This window comes from Leisingera sp. ABM4_103, assembly GCF_056158685.1.
Window position 1 is genome coordinate 3,647,591 of sequence record NZ_JBSWTU010000005.1, and the last position, 18,631, is coordinate 3,666,221.

Sequence of the window (18,631 nt, forward strand, 5' to 3'; positions counted from 1 at the left end):
AGCCTGAAGCTCCTGCGGGCGCGGGAGCCCTCCCTTGCCAGCAGCAGTCAAACGGCAGTCAAACCGCCCGCAAATCCGCCCAGACCGGCAGATGGTCAGAGGCGATATGCGCCGGCCGCGCGCCATGGACCCCATGCGCCACCGCCTCCAGCCGCCTGCAATGGGCGATCCGGTCCAGCGCTCCCAAGGGCCGCAGCGCGGGAAAGCTGGCCTTCGGCGGCAAAAAGGTCAGCGCCGGGGCGATATGCTCCAGCACCGGAGAGCGCGACCATTCGTTGAAATCCCCCGCCAGGACCACTGCCGCGTCATCCGCTTCCGCCGCACGGGCCAGCGCATGCATCTGCTCGCGCCGGGCGCGCCCCGTCAGCCCCAGATGCGCGCCGATCACCCGGACCAGCCCGGCTTCTGTTTCCAGCAGCGCCCAGACCGCGCCGCGCGGCTCCAGCCCCGGCAGTGTGATATGGCCCTTGGCCCGCAGCCGCACGCCATTGCGGAACAGCACCGCATTGCCATGCCACCCCAAGGATCCCGCCCCGCCCAGATCCGCGGCCTGCCAGCCGGTTTCCTCGACCAGGAAATGCGGCAGCGCTGCGGGCCGCGGCGGCAGGCGCTTGTCGGCCTCCTGCAGCACCGCCACATCAGCGCCCAGGCCCGACAGCACCTGCAAGGTGCGCTCCGGCCGCCGGCGCAAGTCCATGCCGACGCATTTCTGAATGTTGTAAGTGGCAATCCGCAGGGTGTCCGGCGGCGGGGGCTTCGGCATCTGCTCTCTCTCCGGGGCTTGCAGGGAGTGTGGCGCAGAATGCGGCCCATGCACAACCGGCATCAGGCCGCAACCGGCGCAGGGGGCGGTCTGCCCCCTCTTGAGCCTTCAGCTCAATTCACCCCCGAGGATATTTTCAGCCAGATGAACAGGGGATCAGGTGCCGCAGAACGTCGCCTGCACCACTTCTTCCGGCAACGGCGGGCGCTGCAGATCCGCGTGGTCCGGCTGGTCATCATAAGGGCGGGCCAGCACATCGTTCAGCCGGTGGAACAGGGCGTAGTCGCCCGCCACCGCGCCGGCGATCATTTCCTCAATCCTGTGGTTGCGGGGGATGAAGGCCGGGTTTGCCCGGCGCATCACCGCCTGCGGGTCCGGCTCTCCCTCCAACCGCGCCTGCCAGCCTTCCGCCCAAGCATCAAAGGCCTCGGGACCGGTGAACTGGTCCCGCGCCGTGCCCTTGGCCAGCGCCCGGAAAGTGTTGGTGAAATCGCTCTGGTTCTCTGCCATCCGCCCCAGAAGGGAGGTGACAAGCTCCAGGTCATCCTCCTGCGACGAGGTGATCCCCAGCTTGGCCCGGAAGCGGCCGAGCCAGGCTGCTTCTGTCAGGTCCGGCATCGCGTGCACGATCTCCGTCGCCTCCTCCACGCCCTCCTGCGGGTCGTCCATTTGCTGGATCAGAGCAGTAGCCAGCTGCGCCAGGTTCCAGACAGCGATCGTGGGCTGGTTGGCATAGGCATAGCGCCGCCCGCGGTCGATCGAGGAAAACACCGTGTGCGGGTGGTACACATCCATGAAGGCGCAGGGCCCGTAGTCGATGGTCTCGCCCGAGATCGCGGAATTGTCGGTGTTCATCACACCGTGAATAAATCCCACCGCCATCCACGCGGCAATCAGCTCCGACTGGGCATCGCGCACGGCCTTCAACAGCCCCATCGGGCCTTCCGCTTCCGGGTAGTGGCGGGCAATTGCATAGTCCGTCAGCTGCCTGAGGCTCGCCTTGTCGCCGCGCGCGGCGAATACCTGGAATGTGCCCACCCGCAGATGGCTCGCCGCCACCCGGGTCAGCACCGCGCCCGGCAGCCCGCCTTCGCGCCAGACGGTCTCGCCCGTTTCCACCGCTGCCAGCGCACGGGTTGTGGGGATGCCTAAGCTGTGCATCGCCTCGCTCACGACATATTCACGCAGCACCGGCCCCAGCCAGGCGCGCCCGTCGCCGCCCCGCGAATACGGCGTCCGTCCCGATCCCTTCAGCTGGATATCCCGGCGCTTGCCGTCTGTTCCCACGGTCTCCCCCAGCAGGATCGCGCGTCCGTCGCCGAGCTGCGGATTGTAAGTGCCGAACTGATGCCCTGAGTAAAGCTGCGCCAGCGGGTCCGCACCGTCCGGTACCCTATTGCCGCCGAACACCTCCGCCATCTCCGCCGCCTCCCCGGGTGTGATCCCCATGATCCGGCCCAGATTTTCGTTAAACGCCACCAGACTGGGCGCCTTCACAGCCTGCGGCGCCAGTTTGGAGTAGAACTGCCCCGGCAGGGCAGCATAGGTGTTGTCAAAGGGGATCATGAGTGTCATGGCCCAAACATATGACTGGAATAGAGATTTACCAGCACCAATAGAGGGAGAGCAGCAATGGACGCAGACCGGATCATCCAGCACCTGGGCCTGCAGCAGCACCCGGAGGGCGGCTGGTACAAAGAAACCTGGCGGGCCGGGAATGAGGGCCGCCCGACAGGCAGCTGTATCTACTTCCTTTTGAAGGCCGGCGAGGCCAGCCACTGGCATCGGGTCGATGCTGCTGAGATCTGGCTCTACCACGCCGGCGCGCCGCTGGTGCTCTCGATGGCGGCAACGGACGAGGGTCCCGCGCAAGACCACCTGCTGACCCCGGACCTGACCCATGGCGCGCCCCAGCTGATCGTGCCGGAGGGCCACTGGCAGGCGGCGCGCAGCACCGGGGACTACACGCTGGTCAGCTGCACCGTCTCCCCCGGCTTCCGGTTCGAGGGTTTCGAGCTGGCCGCGCCCGGTTTCGACATTCCCCGCGCCTGACCCGCCCCTTGCAGCGAATTGCCGGGCGTCCAACACTGCCCGCATGGATCACTCCGCCCTGATCAAGTCGCTGCCGCCAGAGACCAAGGCCGCCCTGACGGCCCGTTCCGACGCAGCGGGCCTGCGCCACCTGGCCCTCTACCTGACCGCCCTCGCCGCCTGCACCGCAGGCATTGCCTTGCAAGTGCCGCTCTGGCCGCTGCTGATGCTGCCGCAGGGCATACTGCTGGTGTTCCTGTTCACGCTCAGCCACGAGTGCACCCACCAAACACCCTTCCGCAGCAAATGGCTGAACGAGGCCGCGGGACATGCCTGCGCCCTCGCCATCGCGCTGCCCTTCACCTGGTTCCGCTATTTCCACCTGGCGCATCACAAATACACCAACGATCCCGAACGCGACCCGGAACTGGAGCACGGGCCGCGCCCGGCCACCTTACCCCAGTGGTTCAAATACCTGAGCGGCTGGAGCTATTGGCGCGGCATGGCCGGGACCCTCTGGCGCAACGCCTTCGGCACGATCAGCGCGCCTTACCTGCCGGAACGCCGCCACTCGGATATGCGGCTGGAAGCACGGGTGCTGCTGGCCCTTTACGCCGCCGCGCTGCTGAGCCTGCTGGCGTCGCCGATGGTGCTGTGGATGTGGATCCTGCCGCTGCTGATCGGCCAGCCGGTCCTGCGCGCCTATCTTCTGGCAGAACACGGCCTCTGCCCGCCTGTTGCCAACATGCTGGAAAACTCCCGCACCACCTTCACAAACCGGCTGGTGCGCTTCCTGGCCTGGAACATGCCCTATCATGCCGAGCACCATTCATTCCCCAACGTGCCGTTCCACCAGCTGCCCGCCTTCCACGCCATTGCCCAAGAGTATCTGAGGTCCACGTCGGACGGCTATGCTGCGTTCACCGGAGACTACCTCCGCCAGCTTTCCCGCTGATCCGCGCGCCACAGGCGGCAAATTTCTTCAGAAGAAATTTGGCAAGAATTTTCTGAAAATTCTTGCTCCTGGACGCACCCGGTCACTCCCCCGGCACGCTCACCACGCCGCCGCCGACGCAAGCGCTGACGCCAGTGGTTCCAGGCGCCGAAGTCGGCATACCGCGCGCCACCCGCACCGCCAGATGGGCAAAGGCCTGCGCCTCCAGCATGTCGCCGTCCAGGCCTGCGTCCTCCACCGGCTTCACCGGGCAGTCCAGCGACACCCGCAGCATCTCCATCAGCACAGGGTTATGCCGCCCGCCGCCAGTGACCAGCACCATCTCCGGCGGCTCCGGGCAATGCTCCATTCCCTGCGCCACAGCGGCTGCGCACATGGCGATCAGGGTCGCCGCCGCATCCGCATCGCTCAGTTCGTTGACCAGTCCGACCATTTCCGCAAAATCGTTCCGGTCCAGAGACTTGGGCGGCATTCTTGCAAAATACGGCTCGGCCAGGAACAGCTCCAGCGCGCCGGTTTCCACAGTGCCCGACCGAGCAACCTTGCCGTCCGCATCCCAGGGAATGCCCAGCCGCTCCTGCACCAGATCATTGACCGGCGCGTTGGCGGGCCCGGTATCAAAGGCCAGGAGCGCGCCCGGCTCCTCTGGCCTGTCGAACCGCGGGTCCACATAGGTGAGGTTGCCCACCCCGCCCAGGTTCAGGAAACACAGGGGCTGTTCGGCACCGATGTATTTGGCACAGGCAAAGTGAAAGAACGGCGCCAGCGGCGCGCCCTCTCCGCCCATCGTCACATCGTCTGAGCGGAAGTCCCAGACCACCGGCTTGCCCAAGGTCTCAGCCAGCGCCGCCCCGTCACCCACCTGCAGCGTCCCCTGCCGCCGCGGCGCATGGGCCAGGGTCTGGCCGTGAAAGCCGATGATCTCCACATCCCCGAACGCCGCCAGCGCCGCGGCATGGGCTGCGTCACAGACCTCCGCAGCGGCGTCCACTTCCGGCCCGGTCCATTTCCCCAGGCCCGCGCGCAGCACGCTGCGCTCCTCTGCGGAATACTCGCGGTAGCTGCTCTCGCCGAACCCGTGAATGCGCGCGCCGTCGGTCACAACCACAGCCGCATCCACCCCGTCCAGCGAGGTGCCGCTCATCGCCCCCAGCGCCCTGACCGCACCTGTTTTCGCAATGGCCTTGCTCATCGCCCCTGCCCCTCTCACAGAACCGGGCCGTTCCGCCCGTTTGCGCGCCACACTACAGCGCATATTTTGCCGGGAAAACAGGTTCCAACCGGCGCCAATGCGATTTATAGGGCATGGTGCAAAACCATAGACCGAGGCATGTTATGACCTACACACCGAAATCGGATTTCGTCGCAGTCATGATGGAACGCGGGTTCCTCGCGGACTGCACCGATTATCAGGGGCTGGATGAGGCCCTGCTTCAAGGTGTGCGCCCGGCCTATATCGGCTTTGACGCGACAGCCAAGTCGCTGCACGTCGGCTCGCTGATCCAGATCATGATGCTGCGCTGGTTCCAGAAGACCGGCCACCAGCCGATCACCCTGATGGGCGGCGGCACCACCAAGGTGGGCGACCCCTCCTTCCGCGCGGACGAGCGCCCGCTGCTGACCGAAGCGCAGATCGACGACAATATCGCGGGCATCAAGAAGGTGTTCTCCGCCTACATCGACTATGACAGCGACGCGCCGAACAAGGCGCTGATGCTGAACAACGCCGAGTGGCTGGACGGCCTGAACTACCTGGAATTCCTGCGCGACATCGGCCGCCATTTCTCGGTGAACCGGATGCTGTCGTTCGAAAGCGTGAAGTCCCGCCTCGACCGCGAGCAGTCGCTCTCGTTCCTCGAGTTCAACTACATGATCCTGCAGGCCTATGACTTCATGGAGCTGAACCGCCGCTACGGCTGCATCCTGCAGATGGGCGGTTCCGACCAATGGGGCAATATCGTCAACGGCATCGACCTCACCCGCCGGGTGATCGACCACGAGGTCTATGGCCTCACCTCGCCGCTGCTGACCACCTCGGACGGCAAGAAGATGGGCAAGACCGCCGAAGGCGCAATCTGGCTCAACGCCGACATGCGCTCCCCGTATGAGTTCTGGCAGTTCTGGCGCAACACCACCGATGCGGACGTGGGCCGTTTCCTCAAGCTCTACACTGAGCTGCCGGTCGGGGAATGCGAGCGCCTGGGCGCGCTGGCTGGATCCGAGATCAACGCCGCCAAGGTGATCCTGGCCAATGAGGTGACCACCCTCTGCCACGGCGCCGAAGCGGCGGCGGCGGCGGAAGCCACTGCGCGCGAGGTGTTTGAAAAGGGTGGTGTGGGCGACGACCTGCCTACCCTCTCGCTGTCGTCGGCAGACTTGGGTGACGGCATCTCGATCGTGCAGCTGATCGTGAAATCCGGCCTTGCCAAATCCGGCAAGGATGCCAAGCGCCTGATTGCCGAGAACGGCGCCAGGATCGACGATCAGCCGCTGACGGATGCAGGCCTGATGATCGACGCGGGCGCCCTGTCCTCGCCGATCAAGCTGAGCGCTGGCAAGAAGCGCCATGCCCTGGTGCGGCTGGACGGCTGAACCGTCTGGCATGGAACGGAAAAAGGGAGCCTCTGCGCTCCCTTTTTTTGTTGCCACCAGGCTCCCCGCCCATTCCAGCCCCGTCAAAGATGAGCCTTCATGGTTGGCCCGGCACCGCGCGCCGCGCGGCGCGGCAGCGCCTCGCTGGCTACGGCTGCCATCAGGCCAGCACCGGGTCAAGGGCCGCTCCAGCGGCCGTGCGCAGCACGGTTTACCCTTGAGGCGGAGCTGGACGGGATAGACTGGAACAGGCGATTAAGGGCAGACTTGACCTTGAGCGCCTCTCAGCAACCTATCTGCTGTGCAGCAGCGCGCCGCGCAGCGGCGCCCGGCCCAAGGCCGCACAAAGGCGCAGTGGCGCAGCCAATGCGCCTGCGGGCGCGGGAGCTTGCCCGGCCGTTTCAGAACAGCAGCGCCTCCAGCAGCGTCAGCAGCACAAACACCGGCACCGACAGGCCGGTGGCAATCAGGAGCGCCGCCGCCTTGGTCATCCGCGGCGCAGCCGCCGCCTGCCCCATGATCTGGCTTGAATTTTTCATGCGCTCATTAACCCTGATTTAGGTTTCCAGCGCGTTAATGCGGGGCATGTATGATGCCGCACCAGACCTCTCCATGCCGCCAGCCCGGAGCGCCCTCAACCGCACTTGCGCACTCCAGCAAAGCCCTGAGTTCGCCCGGGCCCTGCGCGCCTGCGGCCAGGCGCCGGTCACCTTACCGCAATTGCAGGACACGCTGGTGCTGCTGCGGCGGCTGCCAGGCGGCCTGCAGCTGGCCATGGTAAACCGTGCAGTCATTGCGGAACCGGCATCCCTGCGGGAGGCGTTGCAGGCGCACGGCCTGGGCCGCACGCCCCTGATCCTGTCTCCGGAAACCCCGGCGCCGGAGCTGGCCCGCATCGGTGCGGTGCCGCTGATGAGCCCGGCCCATGCAGCGCTGCTGGACCTCTCCGCCCCCCCGGATCAGCGCCGCGCCGCGCTGCACCAGAAATGGCGCAACCGCTTGAAACACGGCGAATCCCAGGACCTGCGCCTCACCCGCCAGAACCTGCCGCATGACCCTGGCCACTGGCTGTTCGCAGCTGACGCCAAACAGCAGGGCAGCCGCGGCTACCGCAGCTGGCCCATCGGCCTCACCCTTGCCTATGCGCAGCAGAACAGGGGCCAGGCTAAGCTGTTCCAGGCTTTCGAGGGGAAGGGACCCGTGGCCGCCATCCTGATCCTGCTGCACGGCAGCACCGCCACCTATCACATCGCCCACACCACCGCCCGCGGCAAGCAGCTCAGCGCCCAAAACCGGCTGCTGTGGGAGGCCGCCAGCTGGCTCTCCGCCAAGGGCATCCGCCAGCTCGACCTCGGCCTGATCAACACCGAAGACACCCCCGGCCTGGCCCGGTTCAAACTCGGCACTGGTGCCAGGCTGCACCGCTTGGGCGGCACCTGGGGCTGGTGGCCGCCGCTCGGCCGCCTGCTGCGCCCGCTGGCAGCCCTCGACCGCCGCCTGATGGCCGGCTGACATCCGCACCCCCATTGCCGCGACGCCCCGTCCCGCTGGACAGGCAGGCGCAGCCTGCATTATATGAACACATGTTCAGATAACCGGGAGGAGCCCCGCTCATGAAACTTGCACAGACAGCAGCCGTCATCACCGGCGGCGCCTCCGGCCTCGGCGAGGCCACCGCGCGCTATTTCGCCGAACAAGGCGCCCAGGTAACCATCCTCGACCGCGACGCAGAGCGCGGCACCCAGGTGGCAGAGGAAATCGGCGGCCACTTCGCCCAGACCGACGTGACCAGCGAAGACTTTGTTTCCGCCGCCATCGCACACGCGGTGGAAAAGATGGGCAAGATCACCGCCTGCGTGAACTGCGCGGGCATCGCCATCGGCGCCAAGACAGTCAGCAAGGACGGCGCGCACCCCCTGGATGCCTACAAGCGCACCATCGACATCAACCTGGTCGGCACCTTCAACGTCGCCCGCTTGGCCGCTGTCGAGATCGCCAAGAATACGCCCGACGATGACGGCGCCCGCGGCGTGATCATCAACACCGCCTCCATCGCGGCCTTCGACGGCCAAAAGGGCCAGGCCGCCTATGCCGCTTCCAAGGGCGGCGTCGCGGGCATGTGCCTGCCGATGGCGCGGGATCTGGCATCTTCCGGCATCCGGGTGATGACCATCGCACCCGGCATCTTCATGACCCCGATGCTGGCCGGCCTGCCGGAAGAGGTGCAGCAGCAGCTGGCCGCAGACGTCCCCAACCCCGCCCGCCTGGGCGACCCGCGCGAATACGGCCGTCTGGCGGGTTTCATCGTCGAAATGGGCTACCTGAACGGCGAAGTCATCCGCATCGACGGCGCCCTGCGCATGCGCTGACGCCCCTGCCGGTGGGTGCGGGTCAAGGGCGGCAACGCCGCCGTGCGCAGCACGGTTCACCCTTGACGCGCAAACGGCGGATCAGACAATCGAAATGGCGTCTTGAGGGTCAAACCAGCCCCTCAAGCGGTTCTCAGCAGTTTCTTCTTCATTGCGCAGCGATGCGCGGCCCAAGGCCGCACGAAGGCGCCTTGGCGCAGCCAGGGCACCTGCGGGCGCGGGAGCATTGCCGCAATTGACAATCCCTGCGCTCCGCAATTCACTCCTGTCAGGAGGCCGCGATGAGCAAAACAGAACGGCAGAAAATGCAGGCGGGCGAGTGGTACTGTTGCCTGGACAGCGAACTCTCCGCGTTGCGCCATCAGGCCCGGGTTGCGGTGCACCAGCACAGCATGGCCCTCCCTGATCCGGCGGAACGGCTCAGCCCCCCGCTTGCCGCGCTCTTTGCCGCCCACGGCGAAAACTGCCTGATCGAGGCTCCGTTTCACTGCGCCTATGGCATCAACATCAGCCTCGGAAACAACGTCTATTTAAATGCGGGATGCACCATCCTGGACACCTCCGCCGTGACCATCGGCGACGGCACCATGCTGGGGCCGAATGTGCAAATTTACTGCGCCCAGCACCACAAGGACAGGGACTTGCGGGCGAAAGGCCTCGAAATCGCATACCCCGTCACCCTCGGGGCCGATGTCTGGATTGGCGGCGGCGCCATCATTCTGCCGGGCGTCACTATCGGCAATGGCGCCATTGTCGGCGCAGGCGCAGTTGTGACCAAGGATGTCGCAGCAGGTGAAACCGTGACCGGCAATCCCGCCCGCCCCCGGCACAGGTAAACGGACGATCAAGGCAGCGCCCGCCGCCTTAACCTGCGCTTAGCATTTCCTGATGAATTCCAACGCTTTACGGCAGCAACTTTGACCAAATGTTTCGCGCGCGAAACATTTGGTCAGCCTCGCTGCCCTAATTAAAAAGCCGCTTCAGCCTTCGGCCTTTTCCTCCAGCAGCAGCCATTCCTCCTCGGCCGCCGCCAGCTTTTCCTGACGCTCCACCAGAGCCTCGGTCGCTTTCTTGAACTTGACCGGCTCGCGAGTGAACAGCTCCGGATCTGCCATCAGTTCCTGCAGCTTGCCGATCTCCGCCTCCAGACGCTCGATCTCACCCGGCAACGCCTCCAGCCGGTGCTTTTCCTTGAAGCTGAGGCCGTCCTTGGGCTGGCTCTCCTGCTTGGGTTTGGCTTTCGCAGGCTTGACCTTCTCCGTCTTCTCAGAAACCTCCAGCGGCCCGCGCTGCGCGATGTAGTCGCTCCAGCCGCCGGCATAGGCCGTGGCCCGCCCGTTGCCTTCCATCGCAATCGTCGTGGTCGCCACCCGGTCCAGGAAATCCCGGTCGTGGCTCACCAGCAGCACGGTGCCGTCGTAATTGTCCAAGAGCTCCTGCAACAGATCCAGCGTCTCGACATCCAGATCGTTGGTCGGTTCGTCCAAGACCAAGAGGTTTGAGGACCGCGCCATCAGCCGCGCCAGCAGCAGCCTCGCCTTTTCCCCGCCCGACAAGGAGCGTACCGGCGCCCGCGCCTGGCGTTCGTCGAACAGGAATTCCTTGAGGTAGCCGACAACATGTTTGGGCTGGCCGCGCACCATCACCTGATCCGCCTTGCCTGAAATCCCCAGCAAGGGGTCGGCGGTCAGGTTCTCCCAAAGGGTCGAATTGCCGTCCAGCTGGTCGCGGGTCTGGTCGAAAAGCGCGATTTCCAGATTGGTGCCCAGCTGCACCTTGCCGGCATCCGGCTCTTCCATGCCCAGCAGCATCTTCAACAGCGTGGTTTTCCCCGCACCATTGGGACCGACGAAGGCCACCCGGTCACCGCGCTGGACCTTCAGAGAGAAATCCCTGACGATCTGCTTGCCGCCGAACGCCTTGCTGAGCCCCTCCGCCTCGATCACCTTGCGGCCAGACTTCGGCCCGGCTTCCAGCGCCATCTCGGCGGTGCCCTGGCGCTTGATCTGGGCAGAGCGCTCCGCCTTCAGATCCTGCAGCGCCCGCACCCGGCCCATGTTGCGCTTGCGCCGGGCAGAGATGCCCTCCACCGCCCAGCGGCTTTCCGACTTGATCAGCCGGTTCAGCTTGTGGCGCTGCATGTCTTCGTCTTCCCAGACCTTGTCGCGCCAGGCCTCGAAATGCTCGAACCCCTTTTCCTGCCGCCGCACCTCGCCGCGGTCCACCCACAGAGTGGCCCGGGTCAGCGCCCGCAGGAACGCCCGGTCGTGGGAGATCAGCACAAAGGCCGCCCGGGTGGCCTTCAGCTCGTTTTCCAGCCAGGTGATCGCTTCAATATCCAGGTGGTTGGTCGGCTCGTCCAGCAGCATCAGGTCCGGCGCTTCGGCCATCAGCTTGGCCAATGCGGCACGGCGGCGCTCCCCGCCCGAGGCCGTCCCGACGGGCCGCGCCGGGTCGAACTTCAGCCCCTCGCCCGCGCGTTCCACCTTGTACATCTCGCCGGGGTCCAGCTCGCTGGCGGCAAAATCGCCCAGCGTCGCAAACCCCTCCATCTTGGGGTCCTGCTCCATGTAGCCGACGGATTTGCCCGGCGGCACCACGATATCGCCCTGGTCGGCTTCAACAATCCCCGCCATCACCTTCATCAGCGTGGATTTTCCCGAACCGTTACGGCCCACCAGCGCCACCCGGTCGCCGGGCTGCACCACCAGATCGAGGTTGGCGAAAACCGGATCGCCCCCAAAGGTGAGGGAAATGCCGGACATCTGCAAAAGAGGAATACGTGCCATGCCAGCCAGCTACCCCGGCGGCAAAATCGCGTCAACGCTCCCTGTTCATCTTTCCATAAATACTCAATATCACCCGGCCACGGCACGCAGCAGCCGTTTGCGGGCCGCCGGGATAGCGCCGATCTCCAAGCCGGTGAAGACATGCAGCGTGTTCATCTGCCGGTCGACCACCGCATGGTCGCTGACCCAGCCGCCCATTGCCAGGTAGGTCCGCAGCAGGGGCGGCATCCCCCGCTGCGCTTTCTTCAGATCGGGCGCCTGCCGCAGCTCTGCCGCATAGCGGACGACCTCCGGCGCGTTCTCCTGCACCTGCCACTGGGGCGGCGCCAGATGCCGCTGCTTCAGCAGCGCAAATGCGTCCAGGTAAGGCGCAGCAGACGTGCCGGCAAAGGAGGAGCAGCCAAACAGCATCTGCACACCCTGCCCGTCAACCAGGCCTGTGATCGCCCCCCAGGCGATGCGCAGGATATCCGGGTCATGCCAGTCCGGGTGGATACAGAAGCGGCCCAGCTCGGCCATCCGGCCCGTGAAGCTCCGAAGCCCCGGCAAGTCATAGAATTGCGCCGCATAGCTGCGGCCAAGGTCCGCGCCGCGCTCCAGCACCAGCAGCCGGAAACAGCAGACCAGCTCACCGGTCGTGGCATGTTCGACCAGAACATGCGCGCAGATGCCGTCGAAGGCGTCGCAATCTGTTCCAACGGTCCGGAAACACAGGGCCCGGAGGTTTTGCGCCGCAGCGATATCCGCCGCTCCGCAGGCAAGACGGGCGCTGTATTGCCCTTTGCTCAGCAAAATCTCCGGCTCGGCCATGGCTGCCCCCTGCTGCAGGCCCGCGCTGGTGCGGCGCGCATATCCTGACATAGGCGCTGCAGCACGGCGGTAAAGCCGGCTTACTCGGTGTTCAGGATCTGACCGGGGCCGAAGTTGCCAAGGTTGCCCAGCAGCTGGCGCAGGAAGGTGCTGTCCTGCACGCCTGAGCTGGTCACCCGGCGCTCCAGCGGCACCACTTTGCCGTCTTCCAGGCTGTAGCGGCGGATCCCCTCCACCACGCCCTGGGTGTCAAAGCTGATTGCCACCAGGTCCCGCGCCACTGGTTCCGGCGCGGCGGCGCCATAGTGGCGGAAGCGGGTCGCGACATAATAATAGCCGCTGTCGTTTAGCACACCGGTCGAGGACGGCACGCCGATGGTTTCGGCCACCGAATCCCGGGTATCAATCCCCGGCACCACCTCGGCCAGTTGGCCGGGCGTCGGCACATAGCCATGCTTGCGGTAGACCGACGTGCAGGCCGCCAGCGCCAGCCCGGCGGCCGCAAATACCGCGCCGCGCAAAACGGACTTGTAATGAAACGCCTTTGCAAACATGAGGGCCCCCCGAGCCGCGCCGCACTGCGCGGCTTGAATACGTCTTTCAACCCGATTACCTAATGACCGCTTCCGGTTCAAGAAACGAAAGTCCCCTAACATGTCTGAGAGCACCGCTTTGCGGGTGGCGGACCTGCCGCAGAACACCCCGACCGCCTTTGAAATCACCCCGGGCAAGGAGGAGCTGGCCGCCCTGGCCGCAGAGCTGGGGGTCAATGCCCTGCGCAAGGTCCGCTTCACCGGAGAGGTCAAGGCCATGGGCAAGCGCGACTGGCAGCTGACCGGCAGCCTGGGCGCCACCGTGGTTCAGGACTGCGTTGTGACGCTGGAGCCGGTGACCACCCGGATTGAGGAAAAGGTCAGCCTCACCTATGTGGCCCGCTTCGAGACGCCGGAAGGCGCCGAAGTGGAAATGCCCGAGGACGACAGCATCGAGCCGCTGGGCAGCCACATTGATCCCGCCGCTGTGATGGCCGAGGCGCTGGCGCTGCATATCCCGCCCTACCCGCGCAAGGACGGCGCCGAACTGGGCGAAGCGGTCTATGCCGAAGATGGCGTGGCGCCGATGCGGGACGAGGACACCAAGCCCTTTGCCGGCCTCGCCGCGCTGCGCGGGCAGCTGAAAGATGAGGACTGAAGGCAGTTTTTTCGCACATGCGGAAATTGTTTCTGGCGCCGGGCGCGGCGCTGCCCTAAAAAACTCCTTGCGCCGCCGGAGATTCGCAGTATTTTCGCGCGCTCATCGGAATTTTTGGTTGGACAATGCTTAGGCAGACGCCTAAACGCACGTCACACCGATCGAACACGAATGCAATCGCGCCGCGGGGATGGCCCCAAGGCCCAAACAGACAAAGGTTGAGACATGGCCGTCCAACAGAACAAAGTATCCAAATCGCGCCGCAACAACCGCCGCGCGCACGATGCACTGGTTGCTGCGAACCCGAACGAATGCGGCAACTGCGGCGAACTGAAGCGCCCGCACCACGTGTGCCCGTCCTGCGGCCATTACGACGACAAGGAAATCGTCGCGGCAGCTGACGAAATCGAGATCGATGAGGACGCGGCGTAAGCCACGGACAGGATCCTGATGCCAGGCAGGCTTTCGCATGACGGGTAAACCCGCGAAAAATCAGGCAGAAGCCGGCCGCATCATCATTTCTGTTGACGCCATGGGCGGAGACGCCGGCCCCGCTGTTGTGGTGGCCGGCATTGACATGTCGGCACAGAAGAACCCGGATATCGGGTTCATCCTGCACGGTCCTGCCGAGCAGCTGAAACCTCTGGTCGCCAAAAAGCGCGCCCTCAAGGGCCGCGTCGAGATTCGCGATGCCCGCGACGTGGTGACGATGGAGGACAAGCCCTCCCAGGTGATGCGCAACGGCAAGGGCACCTCGATGTGGGCCGCCCTGGAGGCGGTCAAGCAAGGCGAGGCCGCCGGCGCGGTCTCCTGCGGCAACACCGGCGCGCTGATGGCGCTGTCGATGCTGCGCCTGCGCAAGCTTCCGGGCGTCAACCGCCCGGCCATCGCCATCCTGTGGCCGTCGCTGAATCCGCAAGGGTTCAATGTGATGCTGGATGTCGGCGCCGACGTGAAGGCGGATGCCGAGGATCTGCTGCAATACGCCCTGATGGGCACCTCTTACGTGCGCAACTCGATGGACATTTCACGCCCCCGCGTGGGCTTGCTGAATGTCGGCACCGAAGAGCACAAGGGCCGCGCCGAGCTGAAAGAGGCCTTTGGGCTGATCACCGACAATGCGGCGCAGGCCAGCTATGATTTTGTGGGCTTTGTCGAGGGCAGCGACATCCCCGGCGACGTGGCGGATGTGATCGTCACTGACGGGTTCACCGGCAATGTGGCGATCAAGACCGGCGAAGGCACCGCCCGCGTGATGCGCACTGCGCTGCGCGAGGCGTTCCAGTATTCCTTCCTGTCCAAGATCGCGGCGCTGCTGGCGATGACCTCGCTCAAGCGGCTGTCCAAGCGGATGGATCCGCGCCGGGTTAACGGCGGGGTGTTTCTGGGCCTCAACGGCACTGTGGTGAAATCCCACGGCGGCGCCGACGCCACCGGAGTCTCGGCTGCGGTGAAGCTCGCCTTCCGCCTGGCTCAGCACGGATTCGCCGAAAAACTGGCCGCGCGGGTTGCATCTGCCGGCGCGCATACCCAAGATAATACTGCCCCCCGCACCCTGCGGGCGGCCACCGATAAAGACTGAAATAGGCAGGCACCGGATGACGCGACGCGCGGTAGTTGTTGGCATAGGCCACTATCTCCCTGAACGGGTGGTTGAAAACGCGGAATTCGAGGCCTCGCTGGATACATCGGATGAATGGATCCGATCCCGGTCCGGCATCGAACGCCGCCATTTCGCCGCTGAGGGAGAGACCACATCGGATATGGCTGCCAAGGCTGCTGAGCGCGCTTTGGCTGACGCTGGCCTGACGTCTGAAGACGTGGACGCCATCGTGGTGGCAACCTCCACCGCCGACCTTACCTTCCCCTCTGCCGCCACAATGGTGCAATCCAAGCTGGGCATGACCAAGGGCTTTGCCTTTGACGTGCAGGCGGTCTGTGCCGGCTTTGTCTATGCGCTTAGCAACGCCAATGCGCTGATCGCCTCGGGCCAGGCGGAGCGGGTGCTGGTGATCGGCGCCGAGACCTTCAGCCGGATCATGGACTGGACCGACCGCTCCACCTGTGTGCTGTTCGGCGATGGCGCAGGCGCGCTGCTGCTGGAGGGCCAGGAGCTGGCAGGCACCAACAAGGACCGGGGCATTCTGGCCACCGACCTCAACTCGGACGGCCGCTACAAGGATTTGCTGTATGTTGACGGCGGCGTATCGTCGACCCAGTCGACCGGCCATCTGCGGATGCAGGGCAACCAGGTGTTCCGCCATGCAGTCGAAAAACTCGCCTCTACCGCGAACACCGCACTGGACCGCGCCGGGCTTTCGGCGGCAGATGTGGACTGGATCGTGCCGCATCAGGCCAACATCCGCATCATCCAGGGCACAGCCAAGAAAATGGGCCTGAGCATGGACAACGTGGTGGTAACCGTGCAGGATCACGGCAATACCTCCGCCGCCTCCATTCCGCTTGCCCTGTCTGTCGGCAAAGAGCGCGGCCAGATCAAAGAAGGCGACCTGATCGTGACCGAGGCCATCGGCGGCGGCCTGGCCTGGGGCGCTGTTGTGCTGCGCTGGTAACCTTTCCGCCCGGATTCCTGCCCGAAACACCCCGCGCAATTCATTGATATTGACAGGGAATTTCCCCGCGCCATATGCTTTGGCAAACAACGGGGATTGGTATGGGCGAAAAAACACTGACACGAATGGATTTGAGTGAAGCAGTTTTCCGGGAAGTTGGCCTGTCGCGCAACGAAAGCGCGCAGCTGGTGGAAAGCATGCTGCAGCATATGTCGGACGCCCTGGTGCGCGGTGAACAGGTGAAGATCTCCTCGTTCGGGACATTCAGCGTAAGGGACAAGTCTGCCAGGGTCGGGCGAAACCCGAAGACCGGCGAAGAAGTGCCAATTCAGCCGCGCCGCGTGCTGACCTTCCGGCCCTCCCACCTGATGAAAGACCGCGTGGCAGACGGCAACCGTAAATAACGGGACCAATTGAGCCATGTCAAAATCACCGGACGCCTTCCGCACCATCAGCGAAGTTGCGGATTGGCTGGGCGTGCAGGCGCATGTCCTGCGCTTCTGGGAGAGCAAGTTCACCCAGGTCAAACCTGTGAAGCGCGCCGGCGGGCGCCGCTATTACAGGCCTGCGGACATGCAGCTGCTGGGCGGCATCAAGAAACTGCTGCACGACGACGGTATGTCGATCAAGGAGGTGCAGGCACTGCTGCGCGAGCATGGCGTCGCCCATGTGGCGGAGTTTTCCCATTCCCTCGACGCCACCGCCGAGGACCGGGCTGCCGCGGCGCCGCCCGCAGACAAGCTGGGTGATGACTGGCAAAGCTCTCTGGACCTGAGCCACGAGCAGGCCTCGCAGGATGAGGCCGGTTCCGGCCTTGGCCCCAGCAATGTGGTTGGCTTCCCGCAACAGACCGCCGGCGGAGCGGCCCCGGACGCCGCGGCAAGCGGCACCTCGCAGGAGACCGCCGCCGCCGCCCCCGGAGAGATGAGCCCTGCGGCCCCGGAAAACGCTCTGGACACAGTTTCTGAGCCCGCCCCCGCAGAGCCGGAAGGCCCGGAAGCGGCGCAAGAGCCGCAGATGCGGATGGACCTGACCCACCCCGCCGACGAGGCAGAAACAGAGGAAGCGGCGGAGCCTGAGCTGGGCCAGCCCGGCTCAGGCACAGTGTCTGCCGACGAAGCGGCGGCGGATGACACTGCGCCTGCTGCGATGGCGGAGACCGGGGCCGCCTCACCGCGGAACGATACCAGCGCCGAGGATGCGCCCGAAGACGCGCCCTCGGCAGAGGCCGCCCGCGAGGAGGCCGGCGAGGCCGCAGTTGAACCGCCAGCAGCCCCGCAGGCGCCCGCAGCGGCAGAACACCCTGTGCAGCTTGAGATGTCAGCGGCTGCCGCAGATGAAGCGCCGCAAGACGCCGCACCACTAGAGTCCGAGGACGTCCAGGCTGCTGAGGCAGTGACCGCGCCGGATCACGTGGCTGCCCCCACTGACATGGTGGACCCGCTGCAAGGTGACATGGACGTTTCCCATGCAGAACCTGAAGCCGGCCAGGAGCAGGATCTGCCGGAAGACCCTGCTTCCGCAGCAGAGACGCCATCCGCGCAGTCAGCTCCGGCAGGGCTGACCGGGCGGGCTTCGTCCCGTGCGGCACCGCAAGCGCCGGTGCTGGATTCGCCGGTGGAACCCGCTGCGGCGGACGTGGCGGAGATGCCAGAGGAAGCCTCCGCCGGCACGGCCACTCTGCAGCCTGGCGAAGCCGGGCCGCAGGCGGAGCCGGAGCGGCTGGACAGCCCTGACCACACTGAACACTCCGGAGAAGGCATCGCCCCGGAACCCGCCGCAGACCCTGAGCCGGTGGCTGCTTCCGGGCCCGAGGAGGAATACCAGTCGGCTGCAGAGGCTGGCCAGGCGGAGGAAATGCCCCCGCTCGCGGCTGTTGAAGCCGAACCGGCGCCAGCAGAGGATACTCTGGTTGCTGCGGCCGGGCTGCAGCCTGATATGCCGCTGGAGTTTGGCAGCGGTGCCGAACCGGCCGCCGCCTCTCTGCCGGTGAGCGGCTCCGGGGAAAACGCGGATACGGAAGCTGACCCTGCGGCCGCCTTCCCCCCGCATGATCTGGACGAGGCCGCGCGGCAGGTGGATGCGATGGAATTCGCCTCTGGCTTTGACCCTGATGCCGACGTGTCCCCCGAGGCGGAAACGCCGCAAGACAGCCTGGCGGCAGAACAACTGCCAACGCCGGAAGCCGCGGAAACGCCTCTGCCAGAGATGGCGGAACCACCTGTGCCGGAAGCGGCGGAACTGTCTGCGCCAGTGGCGGCGGAACCGGCTGTGCCGGAGGCAGCAGAACCGCCTATGCCGGAGGCAGCAGAAACGCTTGAGCCAGAGGCAGCAGAACCGCCTTTGCAGGAGGCGGCGGATCCCTCCCCTGCCCCCGCTGCGCCGCATCATGCTGTTCTGGCCCATCTGGCGGCGATCCGGAGCCTGCCGCCGCAGACTTTGGAAGAGATTGCCGCCTGCGCCGAGAAACTGCGCGCATTGTCCGCACGGGAGGCGGTTTCAGGTGCACGGGAATCCAGCCGGGAAATCACTTGATTTCCGGGCTGTGCCCCGCGCCG

Annotated in this window: 19 protein-coding genes; 12 read left to right on the top strand and 7 right to left on the bottom strand. The window is 65.5% G+C overall.

The genetic code is table 11. The features are described from left to right. Window positions 1-58 precede the first annotated feature (58 nt). Window positions 59-763, bottom strand: coding sequence for an endonuclease/exonuclease/phosphatase family protein (locus ACXAED_RS19695; protein WP_475052620.1), 705 nt, complete (start codon window positions 761-763; stop codon window positions 59-61). Window positions 764-919: 156 nt separating this feature from the next. Further along, entirely contained in the window at window positions 920-2,338 is a 1,419-nt protein-coding gene (locus ACXAED_RS19700; RefSeq protein WP_475052621.1) for a protein adenylyltransferase SelO, read from the bottom strand. Window positions 2,339-2,395: 57 nt separating this feature from the next. On the opposite strand from ACXAED_RS19700, the gene ACXAED_RS19705 reads away from it, so the two are divergent. Together ACXAED_RS19705 and ACXAED_RS19710 are read left to right on the top strand one after the other, a co-directional pair. Further along, on the top strand, window positions 2,396-2,815 hold the full coding sequence (locus ACXAED_RS19705) for a cupin domain-containing protein (RefSeq protein ID WP_475052623.1): 420 nt from the start codon (window positions 2,396-2,398) through the stop codon (window positions 2,813-2,815). Between the two features lie 43 nt (window positions 2,816-2,858). Continuing rightward, the gene (locus ACXAED_RS19710; RefSeq protein ID WP_475052625.1) at window positions 2,859-3,749 is read left to right on the top strand and encodes a fatty acid desaturase; all 891 of its coding nucleotides are present in this window, start codon (window positions 2,859-2,861) and stop codon (window positions 3,747-3,749) included. An 82-nt stretch (window positions 3,750-3,831) separates the two neighbouring features. Here ACXAED_RS19710 and ACXAED_RS19715 read toward each other — a convergent pair whose 3' ends face one another. Further along, window positions 3,832-4,941, bottom strand: coding sequence for an anhydro-N-acetylmuramic acid kinase (locus ACXAED_RS19715; protein ID WP_475052627.1), 1,110 nt, complete (start codon window positions 4,939-4,941; stop codon window positions 3,832-3,834). A gap of 143 nt (window positions 4,942-5,084) precedes the next feature. Here ACXAED_RS19715 and tyrS point away from each other — a divergent pair, with 143 nt between their 5' ends. Then, the gene (gene tyrS / locus ACXAED_RS19720) at window positions 5,085-6,341 is read left to right on the top strand and encodes a tyrosine--tRNA ligase (RefSeq protein ID WP_475052629.1); all 1,257 of its coding nucleotides are present in this window, start codon (window positions 5,085-5,087) and stop codon (window positions 6,339-6,341) included. 401 nt (window positions 6,342-6,742) lie between these two features. Here tyrS and ACXAED_RS19725 read toward each other — a convergent pair whose 3' ends face one another. Beyond that, entirely contained in the window at window positions 6,743-6,880 is a 138-nt protein-coding gene (locus ACXAED_RS19725; protein WP_475052631.1) for a hypothetical protein, read from the bottom strand. Window positions 6,881-6,926: 46 nt separating this feature from the next. On the opposite strand from ACXAED_RS19725, the gene ACXAED_RS19730 reads away from it, so the two are divergent. The 3 genes from ACXAED_RS19730 (at window position 6,927) to ACXAED_RS19740 (ending at window position 9,546) form a co-directional block, all read left to right on the top strand. Then, a complete protein-coding gene (locus ACXAED_RS19730) occupies window positions 6,927-7,853 on the top strand; it encodes a GNAT family N-acetyltransferase (RefSeq protein ID WP_475052633.1) in 927 nt (308 codons plus the stop codon). A gap of 101 nt (window positions 7,854-7,954) precedes the next feature. After that, entirely contained in the window at window positions 7,955-8,710 is a 756-nt protein-coding gene (locus ACXAED_RS19735) for a 3-hydroxyacyl-CoA dehydrogenase (protein ID WP_475052634.1), read from the top strand. Window positions 8,711-8,991: 281 nt separating this feature from the next. Continuing rightward, window positions 8,992-9,546 carry a sugar O-acetyltransferase gene (locus ACXAED_RS19740; RefSeq protein WP_475052637.1) on the top strand — a complete coding sequence of 185 codons (555 nt, stop codon included), beginning with the start codon at window positions 8,992-8,994 and terminating at the stop codon, window positions 9,544-9,546. 144 nt (window positions 9,547-9,690) lie between these two features. On the opposite strand, the gene ACXAED_RS19745 is transcribed toward ACXAED_RS19740, so the two are convergent. From ACXAED_RS19745 to ACXAED_RS19755, 3 genes are all read right to left on the bottom strand, one after another. Continuing rightward, on the bottom strand, window positions 9,691-11,499 hold the full coding sequence (locus tag ACXAED_RS19745) for an ABC-F family ATP-binding cassette domain-containing protein (protein ID WP_475052639.1): 1,809 nt from the start codon (window positions 11,497-11,499) through the stop codon (window positions 9,691-9,693). Between the two features lie 69 nt (window positions 11,500-11,568). Continuing rightward, window positions 11,569-12,309 carry a GNAT family N-acetyltransferase gene (locus ACXAED_RS19750; RefSeq protein WP_475053158.1) on the bottom strand — a complete coding sequence of 247 codons (741 nt, stop codon included), beginning with the start codon at window positions 12,307-12,309 and terminating at the stop codon, window positions 11,569-11,571. A gap of 80 nt (window positions 12,310-12,389) precedes the next feature. Continuing rightward, window positions 12,390-12,863, bottom strand: a complete 474-nt coding sequence (locus ACXAED_RS19755) for an outer membrane protein assembly factor BamE (RefSeq protein WP_475052641.1) — start codon at window positions 12,861-12,863, stop codon at window positions 12,390-12,392. A 100-nt stretch (window positions 12,864-12,963) separates the two neighbouring features. Between ACXAED_RS19755 and ACXAED_RS19760 the strand changes: the two genes are divergently transcribed. The 6 genes from ACXAED_RS19760 to ACXAED_RS19785 all read left to right on the top strand — a co-directional run bounded on the left by ACXAED_RS19760 (window position 12,964) and on the right by ACXAED_RS19785 (window position 18,608). After that, window positions 12,964-13,500, top strand: a complete 537-nt coding sequence (locus tag ACXAED_RS19760; protein WP_475052642.1) for a YceD family protein — start codon at window positions 12,964-12,966, stop codon at window positions 13,498-13,500. Window positions 13,501-13,725: 225 nt separating this feature from the next. Next, window positions 13,726-13,932: a 50S ribosomal protein L32 gene (gene rpmF, locus ACXAED_RS19765; protein WP_008558107.1), complete on the top strand. Its 207-nt coding sequence runs from the start codon at window positions 13,726-13,728 to the stop codon at window positions 13,930-13,932. A gap of 37 nt (window positions 13,933-13,969) precedes the next feature. Next, window positions 13,970-15,082, top strand: coding sequence for a phosphate acyltransferase PlsX (gene plsX, locus ACXAED_RS19770; protein ID WP_475052644.1), 1,113 nt, complete (start codon window positions 13,970-13,972; stop codon window positions 15,080-15,082). Between the two features lie 16 nt (window positions 15,083-15,098). Beyond that, window positions 15,099-16,073, top strand: a complete 975-nt coding sequence (locus ACXAED_RS19775) for a beta-ketoacyl-ACP synthase III (RefSeq protein ID WP_475052647.1) — start codon at window positions 15,099-15,101, stop codon at window positions 16,071-16,073. A 101-nt stretch (window positions 16,074-16,174) separates the two neighbouring features. Beyond that, window positions 16,175-16,477 (top strand): integration host factor subunit alpha, encoded by a 303-nt coding sequence (gene ihfA / locus ACXAED_RS19780; RefSeq protein ID WP_008207184.1) that lies wholly within the window; start codon window positions 16,175-16,177, stop codon window positions 16,475-16,477. 16 nt (window positions 16,478-16,493) lie between these two features. Continuing rightward, window positions 16,494-18,608 carry a MerR family transcriptional regulator gene (locus ACXAED_RS19785; RefSeq protein WP_475052650.1) on the top strand — a complete coding sequence of 705 codons (2,115 nt, stop codon included), beginning with the start codon at window positions 16,494-16,496 and terminating at the stop codon, window positions 18,606-18,608. Window positions 18,609-18,631 lie beyond the last annotated feature (23 nt).